Source organism: Siccibacter turicensis LMG 23730 (genome assembly GCF_000463155.2).
Lineage (GTDB): Bacteria > Pseudomonadota > Gammaproteobacteria > Enterobacterales > Enterobacteriaceae > Siccibacter > Siccibacter turicensis.
Genome location: NZ_AWFZ01000017.1, coordinates 267717 through 283236, shown reverse-complemented (window position 1 = coordinate 283236; position 15520 = coordinate 267717). Strand labels below are relative to the sequence as shown.

Genomic DNA, 15520 nt, shown 5'->3' with positions numbered 1-15520 from the left:
AACGGGTCCAGGCGATCGAATCAAATGGACTCGCACAATATTTAATTTTACGTCGCCATTACTTGCCCGTCGGGGAAGATAATATTGATGATATTGCCGCAGCTGTCTGGCTCGATAACCGCTACTGGGAAAATATGACCATTGCGGTGGCCAACGGTATTGGCACCGCGTTCAAAGGTTCCTGATGAAGCAGCTGGATTTTACATTAAGCCTCGTTGACAAATTAACGCGTCCGATTAAACAGGCGCAGAAATCGGTTACGGCGTTTGCAGACAATTCAAGGGAAGCTTTCAGGCGCATTGGCACGGGCGCGCTGGCAATGTGGGGCGTGGCTGAAACAGTAAAAGGTGCGCTGTCACCGGCAATTGAAATGTACGACGCACTTAATGAGGCATCGGCACGGGGCATTGATGACACCTCGTTAAAGTCGGTGCGGCGCGATGCCATGCTGTTCAGTATCACTTACGGAGCCAGCGCGGTGGATTTTGTTAATTCCACGGCAGATATAAACGGTGCGATCGCCGGCCTGACGTCAACGGAGCTGCCAAAGGTAACAAAGGTCGCCAATACGCTGGCGTTTGCCCTTAAAACTACCACGGCCGAAACCTCCGAGTTCATGGGGCAAATGTTCGCTAACTTCCAGTCTGATGCGGAGCGCCTGGGTAAAGTTCAGTTTGCCGAACAGCTGGCCGGTAAGGCCACTTATATGCGCCAGCAGTTTGGTGCAGAGATGGGAAAAATTAAAGACCTGATGGAGGGTGCGCGTGGTGTCGGCACAAACTTTAACATCGGACTTGATGAGCAGCTGGCAGTACTGGGGCAGCTGAGCCGCACCCTGGGTAGTGAAGCAAGTGGCGCATATGAAGGCTTTATGACCGGCGCTATTGCCGGTGCGAAAAAGCTGGGACTGTCATTTGAAGACGCAAACGGCAGCATTCTTTCCATGCCTGAAATGCTTCAGAAACTTCAGGGCAAATACGGCAAGAGTCTGGAAGGAAACCTGAAGGCACAGCAAGAGCTTGATGATGCTTTTGGTGACAGTTCCGCCGTGGTGAAGCAGCTTTACGGCAACGTTGCCCTGCTGCAACGCAACATCACAGAGCTGGGCGGGTCTGACGGGCTGAAGCGCACCCAGGATATGGCCGCGAAGATGGTCAAGCCGTGGGATCGCTTTGTGGCCATCATCAAAGCTGTTCAGACAGTGATTGGGCTGACGTTGATCCCGGTGCTTTATCCGCTACTGAACCGACTGGCCGATATGGGGGCGACGTTTGCACGCTGGATGCAGATGTTTCCCAACATTGCCCGCGTGGTGGGGTATGTCGTACTGGCTGTGCTGAGTTTTGCCGCCGTGGGTGCGGGGCTGAATATCATCATGGGAATATCTACTTTCGTGTTCGCCGGGTGGGGGATTGTACTGGGCGCGCTGCGTGGGGTGTTGATGGCCGTTCGTACCGCAGCCATGCTCGCCGCTATCGGCGTAAACCTTATGTCATGGCCGGTGCTGCTGATCATCGCCGCCATTGCCCTGCTGATTGCCGGTTGTTATTTGCTGGTCAGGCACTGGGACGCCATCAAAGCAGCGGTAATGAACACCCAGGCGTTTCAGGTAGTGGCGCAGGCCGTAGAGTGGGTCGCAGGTATTTTCAGTAAGGCATGGGAATTTATTTCACAGGGCTGGAATGGATTTATTGCGCTGCTTACCGGCTTTTCTCCTGTAAAAGCCCTGGGCGGAATGGTCAAAGGGATGATAGGGATATTCGATAATATCTGGAATACCATTAAAGGCAGTTTCAGTAAGTCATGGAAATGGATTGTAGGACACCTTAATAAAATTCCCGGTGTGAATATTGATGCGGGCGGGGATAAAGGCGATGGGCCTGTAACACAGAATACCTTATCAACCGGTGGGAAATTAACGGCCATTGATAAGGGCGGCATCGGAAAAAGTATCACCAGTAACGCTAATAACGTAACCGACAAAAGCCAGAAAATTGGCACTCTGAATATTAATACGCAGCAGCCGTTAACACCGGGGCAGCTTGCTGAATGGCAGGAATTACACGCATGAGCGATTTGCTTTATATCGACCTGCTTATTGAGGGGCGTAATTTTGTACTTAATCCCGGTAATGAACCTGTGCTGTGCAATAACAGCCAGAGCATCGGGCAGGACATTATTCACGCCATATTAGAAAGCGGGCTTGCTACAGAATTAGTGGCAGAGCGTAGCCCGACAATGCGGGCAGACATTTTAACTCGGCTGGAATTACTGATTGAAAGTGATGAACGTATTGAGCCGGGAACGGTGGTTATTTCTGAAGAAAGCCTGAAGCGGCTATGGATAACCGCCAGGACATGGGACTTTGGAAGCGTATCGGCGCGGGTGGATTTATGACAGAGAAACCGCAGGTAGACTTTGAAGACGTGGTGAAACAGTCCGGTATGCCGGTAACCGCTGATGCATTGCGTGCGCGGTTTAATAACATCGTTGCTGACGAAGGGATTATTACCAATACATCCCGCATGTCGCCGTTCTGGCGGCTTATCACGGCCATTGTTACCACGCCGGTGCTGTGGCTCAAGGATGTGATGGTCAATACCGTACTGGCGAATATGTTTGTAGCCACTGCCTCCGGGCAGCTGCTTCGTCTGCTCGCCTGGGCGGTCAACGTAACGGCCAAACCTGCCAGCGCGGCGCAGGGTGTGATCAGATTCTACAAATCTGATGCGGCCGCTGTGGTGACGGTGAAAGCTGGCACGCAAATCCAGACCGCGAGAATTAACGGCGTCGTATACGCGCTGACGACCCCGGAAGATTTTACCATTCCAGCAGGCCAGGCCAGCGCGCTGATCCCTGTGCGAGCCGTTGCCAGTGGTGGGGCGTATAACCTTGCGCCTGGTTACTATGCCATCCTGCCGGTAGCAGTGGCGGGTATCTCTCACGCCGTCAACGAAGAAGACTGGCTGACCTCGCCGGGCGCAGATGAAGAAAGCGATGATGAGCTGCGCGAGCGCTGCCGCAACCAGTTCAATCTGGTAGGCAATTACCACACTGACGCAGTGTATCGCTCGATGATTGCCGGTGTGGCCGGGCTGAGTATCGATCGTATCTTTTTTGAGCATGATGCCCCGCGCGGCCCCGGTACGGCGAATGCCTTTCTGCTACTTGATACGGGTGTTACTTCTGAACCGTTTATTGCCGCTGTAAATGACTACATCACGTCAAAAGGCCACCACGGCCACGGCGACGATATGCAGTGTTTCGCCATGCCCGAAACCCTTCACGATCTTGCCGTCACGGTGTACGTGAAGAATCTGGTGAACCTCACCAGCGATGAGCGCAGTACGCTGAAAACCGGGGTAGAAAACCTCATCCGCTGCGCCTTCCGCGAGAACGCCGATTACGACGTGGAAAAAACATGGCCGTATACCCGTTTCAGCTTTTCGATGCTGGGTCGTGAAATTCACCAGGCGTTTGCACAGGTGGACTCGCTGGCCTTTTCCCTGCCGGACATCATCAGTGAGCTGAATGTGGCCCGGCTGAAGTCATTAACCGTGAGTGTCGAAAATGCCTGATTTACTGAAAAAGCTGGCCGGACTGGTGCTGCCGTTCTGGATGGATGACGGCGAACCCAAAAAGCTTCTGAATGCCGCCCGGAAATTCTGGCGTGACGTGTACGGCTGGATCACATGGCCAGCCAGCCAGCTTGATCCGCTGACCTGTGCTGAACCGCTGCTGCACCTCATCGCGTATGACCGCGACATTACCCGGTTCGATGGCGAGCCGCTGACGTTGTTTCGCAAGCGCGTGGCGTATGCATTTGTTAACGCAGCAGATGCGGGTTCGGTGGCTGGATTTATCGCAATCTTTGAGCGTCTGGGGATCGGCTATGTCGAACTGCTTGAGCGTCAGCCAGGCATCGACTGGGACGTAATTCTGGTTCGCGTGACAGACAGCCAGGTGGCAGAAAATACCCAGCTGATGATTCAGATTGTACGGCAGTACGGCAGGACGTGCCGGCGGTATCAGTTTGAAGTTTTAACCAGTTTGAAAATTTACATCAATTCAGGATGGGAAGGTGGGGAATTAGTTTGTTACCACGCCGGTGGCTCTCTCACAGGAAATGTAAAGCCGGGTGAATATCTTTGTTATCCGGCGAGTCTGAATAATAACAGCAGCGCCGTTTACGGCGCCCGTGTATAGGTATTTTATGAGTCAAAGTGTAATTACCAAAGCTTTCGAAAAGCTTAAAGCCCAGCAGGCAGCAAATGGGGCAATTGTAACGCTTGATGAGTTTGTTTTTGCAAACGTGCCGGGGCTGAGCATTACCGACCCGATTAATCGGGAGGAAGCTTTACCTGATGCAAGCCAGATTGTTTTCCGGCAGACAGTTAGTAAAACGGGGATGGTTAATAATAACGCTGTCGTTTATTCAGTTGTGCTTGGTGCCGACACCGGCGATTTTGAATTTAACTGGGTAGGGCTGGTGCATCGGGAAACAAATACCGTTGCCATGATTGTTCACGCCCCGCTGCAAAAGAAAATCAGAACCGCCACTGGTCAGCAAGGCAACGTGCTGACGCGATCTTTTTTGATGGAATATGATGGTGCTTCACAACAAACACAAATCATCACCCCTGCTGATACGTGGCAAATTGATTTTACCGCCCGATTAGACGCTGTAGATGAGCGCATGCGCAAAGAAAACATTGATGTCTGGGGAGAGGCAGGCTTCATTGATGATGCTTTTCTTGTTGAAAAAGACGGTGATGCTTTTCGAGTGAATGGCGGTTTAGCTTACGTCGCCGGGATACGCGCTGAGCTGCTTGCTCCTCAATACCTGGTGAAACCGGCCGAAAAAACTACGGTATGGGTAGATACCTGTTGGCATGGTACGCTCACCAGTGAATGGTCAGACAAAACAAAAGTTACGGTTGCAAAGGAGCTAAATAATTATGTTATTGGCGAGGAGCGGCATTATGTCTGCGCCATAGCAGACATTTATACTGACGGAACGGTAGTTGATCTCAGGCCTAAAGGTAACCAAACAGAGCGCAAACTTGAATTGCAGGGGCCGCTAAAAGCGCTGGGCAATATAAGTCCTGAGGCTGAAAGCTTGCTGTGGTTTAACTCAGAGAAACAATTAGATCAAACTTATGTCAGTGAGTTTGTGCTGGGCCTGTTAAAGCAAAATAGCCGCGAGGAATTTCTTCTTCAACTTGGCCTTCAGGATCTGCCGTTCATTGCAAAATATGGTGCTCCAATGGTGGGCGAGTTGGTCGAATGGCCTCTTGAAAAAATGCCGCATGAAATCTGGCCTGAAATGACTATGGAATTTATTCCATATATGGGACAGAGCTTCGATCCATCAAAATACCCTCTGTTATCGCAAGTTCACCCCTCTAATGTACTGCCAGCAGATATGCGCGGGGGGTTCGTTCGTGGCTGGGATAACGGAAGGGGCTTTGATATTAACCGTAAGTTAATGTCGTATCAGGATGATGCTTCTCAAAAAATTACCGGCACTTTTAAAACCCGAGCGGCGAAGTTGGAGGGGGGTGGCGTGCTGGTTGATGCATATGGCGGGTTCAGTTTAGCGTCACAAACAGGCGGGAAATACGTGGATATGAATGGTGCATCAACATCGAGTAATTGCGATGTAATCACATTTGATTCATCCAGAATCGCCAGGACAGCAGAAGAAACACGCCCTAAAAACGTGGCGTGGAATATGATCGTAAGGGCTAAATAATGTTCGATAAAAACGGAAATGCTACTGAAACTGGTGTCATAACGGTCTACGGTTTTGAGCCGACAACTGGCGAATTTCTGTCATCGTATGATGTTCGTATTCTTGCCGGAACAGGCATACCAGTGTTTTCAACATTAACACCTCCACCTGATAAAAAAGAGGGCGCAGCGCGTATATATCGCGCTCCAAACTGGCTTTATATAGAGGATTTCAGAGGCATTACTGCCTATTCGACGCTAACCGGTGAGCCTCAAATTATCACTTATCTGGGAAAAATCAGGGATGGCTACATAACTATTCCGCCTTCTTCCAGATTTGATAGCTGGAATGGAAAAAGGTGGGTAACAGATATCGCAGCGCGGCAGGCAGATGAAATCAGGCAAACTGAAACGCGACGGGAAACTTTACTGGCACAGGCCGATGACGTTATGCGGGACTGGAGAGATGAGCTAACGCTGGGCACGATAAGTGAAGAGGACAAGGCAAAATTAGCCAAATGGCTTGAGTATAAAAAACAACTAAAGGCCCTGGATGCCTCTGTTGCTCCGCCAACAATCTGGCCAGAATTACCCGGATTATAATCATGTGGAGAGAGGCTATTTTAAAATTAACTGAAGCAGTGGAAACCAACTGCTCAGTTACTGCTGCACACCCCTGGGTTTACGGACTGGGCCAGCAGACAGATAACGGGGCGTATCTCAGCCCGGCCAACGCCGTGGCGTGGTTTGGTGAAAAGCTGGGGAGCGTAACCGGCGATACAGACGTGGTGATCCTGCTGGCTACCGGGCAGACGCAGGAAGAATTTTTATCACGCCTTGATCCATTAACCGACGTCTTTCCTGTCCCGGCGTTTACGCAGGTAAGCCGCCTTGCCCGTTCGGCGGCAGAACTTGCCACCGTGAAAATGCAAAAGCCTGCAAAGGCCGAAGGCGGTCCCGGTGCTGCGCTTCCGCTTTCGGTTCCCACAGCAAGAGCCGTTAGCGCTGCGGCCGCTATCGCAAAAGCGGGCGAAGCCAAAGCCATGAGTATGGATGACCTTAAAAAAAGCCTGACCGAATTCAGCGCAAAGCGCGCCAGCCTGCTGGCTGATATTGCCGCGGGTGCGGGTGACGTGTCGGCAAAGTCGGCGCGGGGGTGGGTATTTACTGCAAGCGGCAATGCTGCGGATATTTTACGTCAGTTGATGGGAGGCATTCCGGCCCGAACCTCGGTCTACTGCGCCGCCATTATGCTGACAGGTAAGGATTTAAGCGGTATCAGGAGCATGATCCATGACGACGACAGCTACGCTGGCACTTAATGGCGAGGCCATCACGCTGAAAAATATGCGCGTGACGATAACCCAGCAGTTTCCCGATAAAGACCAGTCCGGGCAAACCAGCGCGACGACGAAGGCGGAGCAGGGCGCGAAGGGCAAAGAACTGCGCGTGAATGGAGAAATTCCGTTTAAAGATGCCGCCACCCTGGCGCGTATTTTTCAGCTGGCCAATGCCACCGATGCGGCCGGTAAGCGTGTCGTTTATCGCGTGGCCAATTCGGTAGCACGCGCAGTTAACCTTCGTGAAGCGACATTCAGCGGCACACTGGACGCGCCCCAACAGGACGGACGCATGTCCTGGGCGGTCACGTTCACACTGACTGAATATCTCAGCGTGCCTGAAAAGAAAGAGGCGGCCGCAAATGGTCGCAAAACCAGCAAAATGCAGACAGCCGCCGGAGCAGGCGGGCAGGCAGCTGCCGGAGAAGATGCAGATAAAATGACATGGTTTGAGAAAAAAGTGCTGAAGCCTGTAAACGAGGCGTTGGGGTAAATATGAAACCGATCAAACGCCTGTACCTTTCAGGTGATGAAGTTCATATGGCTGATGTGAATATGGTGCTTGAGCTGAGCGCCGCCGGGCGTGGATTTATCACCGCTGAAACACAACAGGATTACACCGGCAAAGTAGTGCGCCTTGATATTGGATACGGCGATCACATGCTGCGCTGGTTTACCGGCTATGTGGAGCGCTCACAGCCAGCCGGAAAAGGTTTCATGCGCCTTTTCGTCCGTGAAATGGTCGGGGTATTTGAAAAACTGTGGCCCTGCTCATTCCAGCATCCGACGCTTCGCGAGATTGCAGCCTGGCTGACTGAACAAAGCGGCCTGACCATAACAGTCCCTGACGCTGCCTACAGTGATAAACCGGTGCCGCACTTCACGCACTCCGGTACGGGATTCCAGTTACTGAATAATCTGGGCCGGGTATTTGGTATCGCGGATTACGTCTGGTATCAGCTGCCGGACGGTTCAGTGTTTGCGGGGGGCGCTGATAAGGCGCTGTTTGCCGGGCGTCCGGTTGATATCCCGCATGAGTTCAGCCAGGACACGTCCGGTGGCAACAGCATGACCATTCCTATGATCCAGACTTTGCGGCCGGGCGTGGAAGTGAACGGCCAGCGCCTTACGAAGGTCAACCTGATTGCGGAAAACATGGCCATAACCTGGACGCCTCGCGATAAGACAACCGGCGCGCCACTGCAAAAATCACCGGTACAGCGTCAGATTGAAAGCCATTTCCCTGAGCTGGCCAGCGGGATGCACCTGCCAAAATTTGCCCGCGTAATTGCGCCCAGTGAGGCGGCCAGCAGTGGAAACTTTGCCGATCCGTTCCGCCCGCGCTACGCCGTTGATGTGCAGCTGCTCGACGCTGACGGCAATCCGGACAGCGCGACGCCAGTTTATACCGCCGTGCCGCTGCCGGTGCCGATGGCAGGTAACGATTCGGGGATGTTCCAGTTTCCACCTGAAGGAACACTGGTTGAAGTGGGTTTTACCGGCGGCCGCCCCGATAAGCCGTTTGTGCGTCAGACCGTGCCGGATGGCACCAGCCTGCCGGATGTTAAGCCCGGCGAACAACTGCAACAGCAGCGCGCTGAAGTTTCACAGCGCGTGACGCAGGCAGGGGACTGGGAACGCAAAACTGATCAGGCTATTCGTGAAACGTCCATGACCCGCAGTGTTACGGCAGATACTGAAACGCGGGAGATGGTGACGCGTGAAACCACGATTAAGGCCACGGATAAAACCACTGTCCTGGGAACGGCTACGCTGATGGCCGGAGCAATTCAGCAGGTGATTACTGGTGATTATGCGCTGGCCACCGGGAAATATCTGGCCAGCGTCCAGGGGGATGCTGAAACAGATATTGCAGGAAAGCAGACCACTACCGTGGCAGGTAACATTACCGTTGATACGCAGGGCGCGCTGACAGAAAAGATAGCAGCACTGCGTAAATCCGTTGCCAGTGGTGGTCAGCAGGTCATGGGGCCAACGGTACATATTGGTAATGAAAACGTGAATGTTCTCGCCATGATGCTGGACACGATTGATTTACTGGCTCAGCTGGCGCAGCAATGCGCGAATCACAGTCACCCCAGCGTAAGCACGCCTACCAATGCCAGCGCATTCAGCCAGACGGCTTCAGCTGCGCAGCAAACCAAAAGCAAGTATGAGAGCATCATCGCCTGACGATCACTCAGGTACTCACAACGCCCGCATAATGCGGGCTTTTTTATATCCGTCCTCAGGCTGCGCAGAACGTCGCCTGAGCGCCTTAAGCCTATCCGCGCCCCCGTTCACTCATGAAACAGATCACAGCCGCCTGGCTGCGCTGGCATGGCCACACGCCCACAAAATAAATGTGTCGCAGACAAAAACGGCACTACACCGCACCCGCCTGCAAGTTTTGGATCACAAAAAAATTTCAGTTTTGTTTTTCTACAAAACAGACTGCCAGCCCGCGCCACCACTGACGGCGTGCGGGGAATCCTGAACTGAAAAGAATGAAAGGAATTTCACTTTTTTTCAGTTAGATGGATCAGGTGAGGATCTGATTGTTTTCATAAGGCATTGTTTTTATAGTGATAAATTAATTTTCCGTCAGTTAAATGGATCTTAATATGAGCTTAAAGGAAAACTTAATAATCAACGGCGGGCCAGGCATATGGCGGGTTTGCCTCTTTTACACAGAATTGGCATCACTGAAAAATGTCGCATATGATGAACTGTATATTTATACAGTTTTTGAGCATTGAAGCGGGGCGGGGATGGGACGATTTGCAATTGATGGCGCGCTTTTTATTTTTTTGTCCAGGGGGCAAAAACTTGAAAAGAGAGACGCACAGATTAATAACTTTTGGCCAGATAACAGGTATGTTCTCTGGCCACGTGCGCAGTACTGGGATGTCCGGTATCTGGACAGGTCGCAAGGGAAGCAGCAATGGCTTCCCATTGCTGAAAAACCTTTTCCGGATGAATCTTCTGCTTGGTTAGCTGCTTATGGACATTGGCAGGATTGCTTAAAAACTAAGGGAGTTTGGAGCCGAAGCCCAGTTGTTTAGCCCGCACATATAACGCTCTATAAATTATACGCACACGTACTGATGAAACATAGCCCGATATAGCCATAAGAATAAGCATAAATAAACTTACTAGTGCGAAAAGCATTAAGTTGACCATATCTACATTGTCTAAGTTTAAATTTATATATGCAGATACTTTCATATCCACCTTCAATAAAATGTTATCAGCCTTGAGCTGCAATAGAACAGTAGTAAGCACAAAGATTATGGTTATGGTTGCCCACATCAGAATCATTCGCATTGCTCTGAAATTATAAAGGGTTAGTAACGTTAAGTCAGAGGCAAGCATATGTGCTTGCCGATGTAATTTAATATTGTTAAGTCGGCTTCGCTTTTTATATTTTTTAGAAAATATACTGAGTACTTTAACGATCCCATCCTTAATGGCTGAACCAAAAATGGAAGCTACTGCACCGCCAATGAAAACTAAGACACCATCTAACGGATGGTTAAACAACAGGGTTAATTTTTCCAAAATGTAACCTCAGCAACTGATTAGAAGGTAACGGATCGCTTAAAAACTAGGCACCTAGCCCGCGGGCTGAATTAAGCTGGAAAACTTGAGGGGACAAAAAGGGGACAGTAGGTGAACGGGAACTACAAATGCGCCCTTGAGAATCCGCGTATCTGTTTGATTTTAAAAGGGAAATTTGGTGGCCCCTGCTGGGTTTGAACCAGCGACCAAGCGATTATGAGTCGCCTGCTCTAACCACTGAGCTAAGGGGCCGTGGCGGGGGATTATAAAGTAACTGCGGGCCTCAATCCAGCCATTACGATGCGGCTGCTGTTTTTATAAGCAACCTGCGCATAAGGCTTTATACTTTAAGAATCCGTCAGTTATGAAAGGTTGCTAATGATACAAGATATTCTCGAACCGGGGCTGCGCGTGGTGTTTTGCGGCATCAATCCCGGTAAATCCTCTGCCCATACCGGGTACCACTTCGCCCATCCGGGTAACCGCTTCTGGAAAGTCATTCACCTCGCAGGCTTTACCGAACGGCAGCTGAAGCCGGAAGAAGAGCGCCAGCTGCTTGATACGCGCTGCGGCATCACCATGTTGGTGGAGCGCCCGACGGTGCAGGCTGCGGAGGTTAAGCTTCACGAGCTGCGGCAGGGCGGGCGCGATCTGGTGAAAAAAATTGAGGATTACCAGCCGACCACGCTGGCGATCCTCGGTAAGCAGGCTTACGAGCAGGCGTTCAGCCAGCGCGGGGCACACTGGGGAAAGCAGAGCATCACCATCGGTGCGACCCAGGTCTGGGTGCTGCCTAATCCCAGCGGGTTGAACCGCGCGCCGCTGGAGAAACTGGTGGAAGCCTACCGGGAGCTGGATGAGGCCTTGATGGTGCGCGGTATGTAAGGCCAGCTACGCAGCAAACGAGGGGAATAGTATATTCTCCTCGTTATTTCACGAAATATATTATACACCCTTCGGTTAATTCCCTTTTCGGGGGAACTCTTCCGCCGTGTCTTATTAACGGACACCGGTTAATACTGATTCCACAGTTATGACGCTGCACTTATCCAGAGGCAGATAACACTGATGGAGGAAAGTATGAATAATACAGTGCGAAATGATGATCCGGGGATGGATTATCCAGCTTTATTCTCCGGTCTACCCATAATCCGTTCTGAAAATGAAAAAGAACTGGTGCGCTTTTGCGAAAGTAATCAGCGGTGCGTGCTGGCGTCTATGCCCTGGGCGGCGTCCGAGATCGCCGGGATCTGCGGCTTCTCAACCCTGTTTCACCTGATGTACCGCCACGGCGGGCGAAAGATCTATATGCCTAAAGACGCCTTACGCTTTGCGCAGCTTTACGCGGTGGATATTAACGATGCCGACTACAAAAAACTGGCGCGGCGCGCAGACACCTCCGGGCATATTGAATTGCCATCTGCATGGGGCGTTTTTATTGCTATCCGGCGAGCCGCCATGCAAATGGCAATGCGGGAAAATGTGCCTTCTCAGGAATTAACCCGAACGTTTGGCGTCAGCATGCGAAATATTCGGATGATACGGTCGTCGACCGGAAAAATTAAAGGAGGTGAGCCGCTGTAATAATACGTCCCCACGATTAACTTATTTTTCTTATCTCAAAACTAAGGATCTTATTATGTCACAGAACTATACGTTGAATTTCCATAACAACACCCGTAACTACGGCAAAATCTGCGTCTACCAGACCGCGCCGGACGTGAACGATCCGCAGCTGATGTCGCTGGCGTGGTTCGCAGAGCCCGCACACCCGACCACAAACGTGAAGTTCAGCTGGAGCATCGACTACGCCTTCATCTGGGATGAAACCGGTCCGCTGGTGCCGGGCGTGGTGTTCGATGCCTCCCAGACCTGGCCGGCCGATCTGACGGCCAGTAACCACGTTGATTTTACCAGCGACCGCGCGGCGCTGACGTTCGCAAACCAGCGCGGCGGCGCGAAACCCGGCACGCTGTATGTGCACAACGGCAGCACCGTACCGTTTGATGTCGCGTCGGTGGGGGTGGCAATGTCCGGCGCCGGTACGTTTGCCCGGCCTGCTCAGCCGAACCTTACCTTCAGCTTTACGCCGCACCCGGTGTACTGGGTGACGTTCGGGGATTATGAAGTGGGCGAGGTGCTGGACGTGGAGTCGATCACCAATGCGCAGCAAATTAGCTTCAACCCCAACATCTACAACGTGGATGTCACGCTGAATCTTGATAACACCTGGACCGTCCGCTAGCCGGCGATCCACTCACGGGAGCATTATGATGATTGTTATTATCTGCACCGACGATGCCCAGCTGGAAGAGATTGCGCGTCATTCTATTCGTCATCACCCGCTGGTATTTGAACGCAAGTTTAAGGTCTTTCACAATGAATTACCGCAGCTGCGAGAGAATGAAAATCTGTTTATTATCGCCCACGGCGCGTTCCAGGGGGATGAAGGCGAACCGGTGATTGGTGACAAAAATGCGGCGTTTTGTCTGGATGGTCGCGATTGCTACCACAACATCTACGCCATTTTCCCGAACAATTATGCGGGGGCGGTCTACGTGGATGCCTGCGAATCGGCGGATAATTCAGAGGATATGCCGAGCTTTATTAAGACGCTGCAGTATCAGTTTTATCGCAACGGTCAGGATATTCAGGTGTATGGCATTAACGGCGTCAGTTCGGGATTAATTCCGCTGCCGGATAATCCCAAATGGCAGCCTGCGGAGTTGTAATGGCATGGTAGTGGAAAATAAAAAGCCCCGACCAGGTCGGGGCTTTTTGCGGTCAGAAAAACCGATTAGTCGTCCAGGAAGCTACGCAGCACTTCAGAGCGGCTCGGGTGACGCAGCTTACGCAGCGCCTTCGCTTCGATCTGACGGATACGTTCGCGGGTAACGTCGAACTGTTTGCCCACTTCTTCCAGCGTGTGGTCGGTGTTCATGTCGATACCGAAACGCATACGCAGCACTTTTGCTTCACGGGCGGTGAGGCCAGCCAGCACGTCGTGGGTGGCAGCACGCAGGCTCTCGGTGGTGGCAGAGTCCAGCGGCAGCTCGAGGGTGGTATCCTCGATGAAATCCCCCAGATGCGAATCTTCATCATCACCGATCGGTGTTTCCATGGAGATAGGCTCTTTGGCGATTTTCAGCACCTTGCGGATTTTGTCTTCCGGCATCAGCATGCGCTCGGCCAGCTCTTCCGGCGTCGGCTCGCGACCCATCTCCTGCAGCATCTGGCGAGAAATACGGTTGAGCTTGTTGATGGTCTCAATCATATGCACCGGAATACGGATGGTGCGCGCCTGGTCTGCGATAGAGCGGGTGATCGCCTGACGGATCCACCATGTTGCGTAGGTGGAGAACTTATAGCCGCGACGGTATTCAAACTTGTCTACCGCTTTCATCAGGCCGATGTTGCCTTCCTGAATCAGGTCGAGGAACTGCAGACCACGGTTGGTATATTTCTTGGCGATAGAGATAACCAGACGCAAGTTCGCTTCAACCATCTCTTTCTTCGCACGACGGGCTTTCGCTTCGCCGATGGACATGCGACGGTTGATGTCTTTAACCTGCTCGATGGTCAGGCCGGTTTCTTCTTCAATCTGCTGCAGCTTCTGCAGGCCGCGATGGACGTCTTCTGAAACGTCTTTCAGCTTCTCGGACCAGGGTTTGTTCATCGCGATCGCGGCGTTAAACCAGGTTTCGCTGGTTTCGTTGCCGGTGAACAGGGTGATGAAGTTTTTCTTCGGCATTTTGCACTGTTCAACGCATAGCTTCATGATCAGGCGTTCCTGGGTACGCACGCGATCCATCATGACGCGCATGCTGTTTACCAGGTAGTCGAACTGCTTCGGCACCAGACGGAACTGCTTGAACACTTCAGACAGCTTGAGGATCTCTTCCTGCGCCTTCGCGTGGCTGCGGCCTTTCGCTTTGATGGTGTCGCGCGTTACTTCGTACTGCGTGCGCAGCTCGCCGAATTTCTCACGTGCCAGCTCAGGATCGATGCTGTTGTCGTCGTCGCTGTCGTCGTCTTCGTCTTCATCTTCGTCTTCGTCATCGTCCATCTCTTCGGTGGACAGTTCAGAGCCGACGTGCGTGGCCGTTGGTGCGATATCTTCCTGCGCGTTAGGGTCGACGAAGCCGGTGATGAGATCGGTCAGGCGTGCATCGCCCGCTTCCACGCGGTCATACTGCTCAAGCAGATAGGTGATCGCTTCCGGATACTCGGCGACGGAGCACTGAACCTGATTGATGCCATCTTCGATACGTTTGGCGATGTCAATTTCGCCTTCGCGGGTCAGCAGCTCCACGGTACCCATTTCGCGCATGTACATGCGCACCGGGTCAGTGGTGCGGCCGATTTCAGATTCCACGCTGGACAGCACCTGGGCTGCAGCTTCTTCCGCGTCTTCATCGGTGTTGTTTGAGTTTTCAGCAAGCAACAGATCGTCGGCGTCAGGTGCTTCTTCCATCACCTGAATGCCCATATCGTTGATCATTTGGATGATGTCTTCGATCTGATCGGAGTCGACGATATCTTCCGGCAGATGGTCATTGACCTCGGCATAGGTCAGATAGCCTTGCTCCTTACCACGTGTGACGAGAAGCTTCAGCTGTGACTGCGGGTTTTGCTCCATAAGACGGTATCCACACTTATTTCATGAGGGTTGGTGTTGGTAGGCGTTGCCGCCAACAATAACGTTACCAGCCACTGTCCGTACCGCTATAAATGCTGAAGAGGCACTGTGCATCCCCGTCTCTGACATTTCAGGACCTGGCGGATGAATCACATGCCTCCTGCTGCGATACGTCTGTGTCTGGTAGTGCGGGCGCTTTTAGTATCATGCCGCTGCCCGGCGGTGCGGCTGTCGGGTTCTCCCGATC

16 protein-coding genes and 1 tRNA gene are annotated in these 15520 nt (G+C 52.2%); 14 read left to right on the top strand and 3 right to left on the bottom strand.

The window, feature by feature from the left end:
• Positions 1 to 14: 14 nt before the first annotated feature.
• From DW58_RS21565 to DW58_RS03090, 10 genes are read left to right on the top strand one after another with little or no spacing between them, the layout of a single operon-like run.
• Positions 15 to 185 (top strand): DUF6890 family protein, encoded by a 171-nt coding sequence (locus DW58_RS21565; RefSeq protein WP_412778444.1) that lies wholly within the window; start codon positions 15 to 17, stop codon positions 183 to 185.
• Positions 185 to 2071 carry a phage tail tape measure protein gene (locus DW58_RS03130; protein WP_024549883.1) on the top strand — a complete coding sequence of 629 codons (1887 nt, stop codon included), beginning with the start codon at positions 185 to 187 and terminating at the stop codon, positions 2069 to 2071. The genes DW58_RS21565 and DW58_RS03130 overlap by 1 nt, the downstream gene beginning before the upstream one ends.
• On the top strand, positions 2068 to 2397 hold the full coding sequence (locus tag DW58_RS03125) for a DUF2590 family protein (protein WP_024549884.1): 330 nt from the start codon (positions 2068 to 2070) through the stop codon (positions 2395 to 2397). Before DW58_RS03130 ends, DW58_RS03125 begins: the two co-directional genes overlap by 4 nt.
• A complete protein-coding gene (locus DW58_RS03120) occupies positions 2394 to 3578 on the top strand; it encodes a baseplate J/gp47 family protein (RefSeq protein ID WP_024549885.1) in 1185 nt (394 codons plus the stop codon). The genes DW58_RS03125 and DW58_RS03120 overlap by 4 nt, the downstream gene beginning before the upstream one ends.
• Entirely contained in the window at positions 3571 to 4206 is a 636-nt protein-coding gene (locus tag DW58_RS03115) for a hypothetical protein (RefSeq protein ID WP_024549886.1), read from the top strand. The genes DW58_RS03120 and DW58_RS03115 overlap by 8 nt, the downstream gene beginning before the upstream one ends.
• A 7-nt stretch (positions 4207 to 4213) precedes the next feature.
• On the top strand, positions 4214 to 5755 hold the full coding sequence (locus DW58_RS03110) for a phage tail-collar fiber domain-containing protein (protein WP_024549887.1): 1542 nt from the start codon (positions 4214 to 4216) through the stop codon (positions 5753 to 5755).
• On the top strand, positions 5755 to 6336 hold the full coding sequence (locus DW58_RS03105) for a tail fiber assembly protein (RefSeq protein ID WP_024549888.1): 582 nt from the start codon (positions 5755 to 5757) through the stop codon (positions 6334 to 6336). The genes DW58_RS03110 and DW58_RS03105 overlap by 1 nt, the downstream gene beginning before the upstream one ends.
• Before the next feature lie 2 nt (positions 6337 to 6338).
• On the top strand, positions 6339 to 7055 hold the full coding sequence (locus DW58_RS03100; RefSeq protein WP_024549889.1) for a hypothetical protein: 717 nt from the start codon (positions 6339 to 6341) through the stop codon (positions 7053 to 7055).
• Positions 7027 to 7566 carry a baseplate complex protein gene (locus tag DW58_RS03095; protein ID WP_024549890.1) on the top strand — a complete coding sequence of 180 codons (540 nt, stop codon included), beginning with the start codon at positions 7027 to 7029 and terminating at the stop codon, positions 7564 to 7566. Before DW58_RS03100 ends, DW58_RS03095 begins: the two co-directional genes overlap by 29 nt.
• A 2-nt stretch (positions 7567 to 7568) precedes the next feature.
• On the top strand, positions 7569 to 9266 hold the full coding sequence (locus tag DW58_RS03090) for a hypothetical protein (RefSeq protein WP_024549891.1): 1698 nt from the start codon (positions 7569 to 7571) through the stop codon (positions 9264 to 9266).
• Positions 9267 to 10103: 837 nt separating this feature from the next.
• Here the strand turns inward: DW58_RS03090 and DW58_RS03080 are convergent.
• Together DW58_RS03080 and DW58_RS03075 are read right to left on the bottom strand one after the other, a co-directional pair.
• Positions 10104 to 10634 (bottom strand): hypothetical protein, encoded by a 531-nt coding sequence (locus tag DW58_RS03080; RefSeq protein ID WP_024549893.1) that lies wholly within the window; start codon positions 10632 to 10634, stop codon positions 10104 to 10106.
• A 176-nt stretch (positions 10635 to 10810) separates the two neighbouring features.
• A tRNA-Ile gene (locus tag DW58_RS03075) sits at positions 10811 to 10886 on the bottom strand.
• A gap of 126 nt (positions 10887 to 11012) precedes the next feature.
• Between DW58_RS03075 and mug the strand changes: the two genes are divergently transcribed.
• The 4 genes from mug (at position 11013) to DW58_RS03055 (ending at position 13366) form a co-directional block, all read left to right on the top strand.
• On the top strand, positions 11013 to 11519 hold the full coding sequence (gene mug / locus DW58_RS03070; RefSeq protein WP_024549894.1) for a G/U mismatch-specific DNA glycosylase: 507 nt from the start codon (positions 11013 to 11015) through the stop codon (positions 11517 to 11519).
• Positions 11520 to 11714: 195 nt separating this feature from the next.
• Positions 11715 to 12218 carry a hypothetical protein gene (locus DW58_RS03065; RefSeq protein ID WP_024549895.1) on the top strand — a complete coding sequence of 168 codons (504 nt, stop codon included), beginning with the start codon at positions 11715 to 11717 and terminating at the stop codon, positions 12216 to 12218.
• 55 nt (positions 12219 to 12273) lie between these two features.
• Positions 12274 to 12879 carry a hypothetical protein gene (locus DW58_RS03060; protein ID WP_024549896.1) on the top strand — a complete coding sequence of 202 codons (606 nt, stop codon included), beginning with the start codon at positions 12274 to 12276 and terminating at the stop codon, positions 12877 to 12879.
• Positions 12880 to 12904: 25 nt separating this feature from the next.
• A complete protein-coding gene (locus DW58_RS03055) occupies positions 12905 to 13366 on the top strand; it encodes a hypothetical protein (protein WP_235047731.1) in 462 nt (153 codons plus the stop codon).
• A gap of 65 nt (positions 13367 to 13431) precedes the next feature.
• On the opposite strand, the gene rpoD is transcribed toward DW58_RS03055, so the two are convergent.
• Positions 13432 to 15273 carry an RNA polymerase sigma factor RpoD gene (rpoD, locus tag DW58_RS03050; protein ID WP_024549898.1) on the bottom strand — a complete coding sequence of 614 codons (1842 nt, stop codon included), beginning with the start codon at positions 15271 to 15273 and terminating at the stop codon, positions 13432 to 13434.
• Positions 15274 to 15520 lie beyond the last annotated feature (247 nt).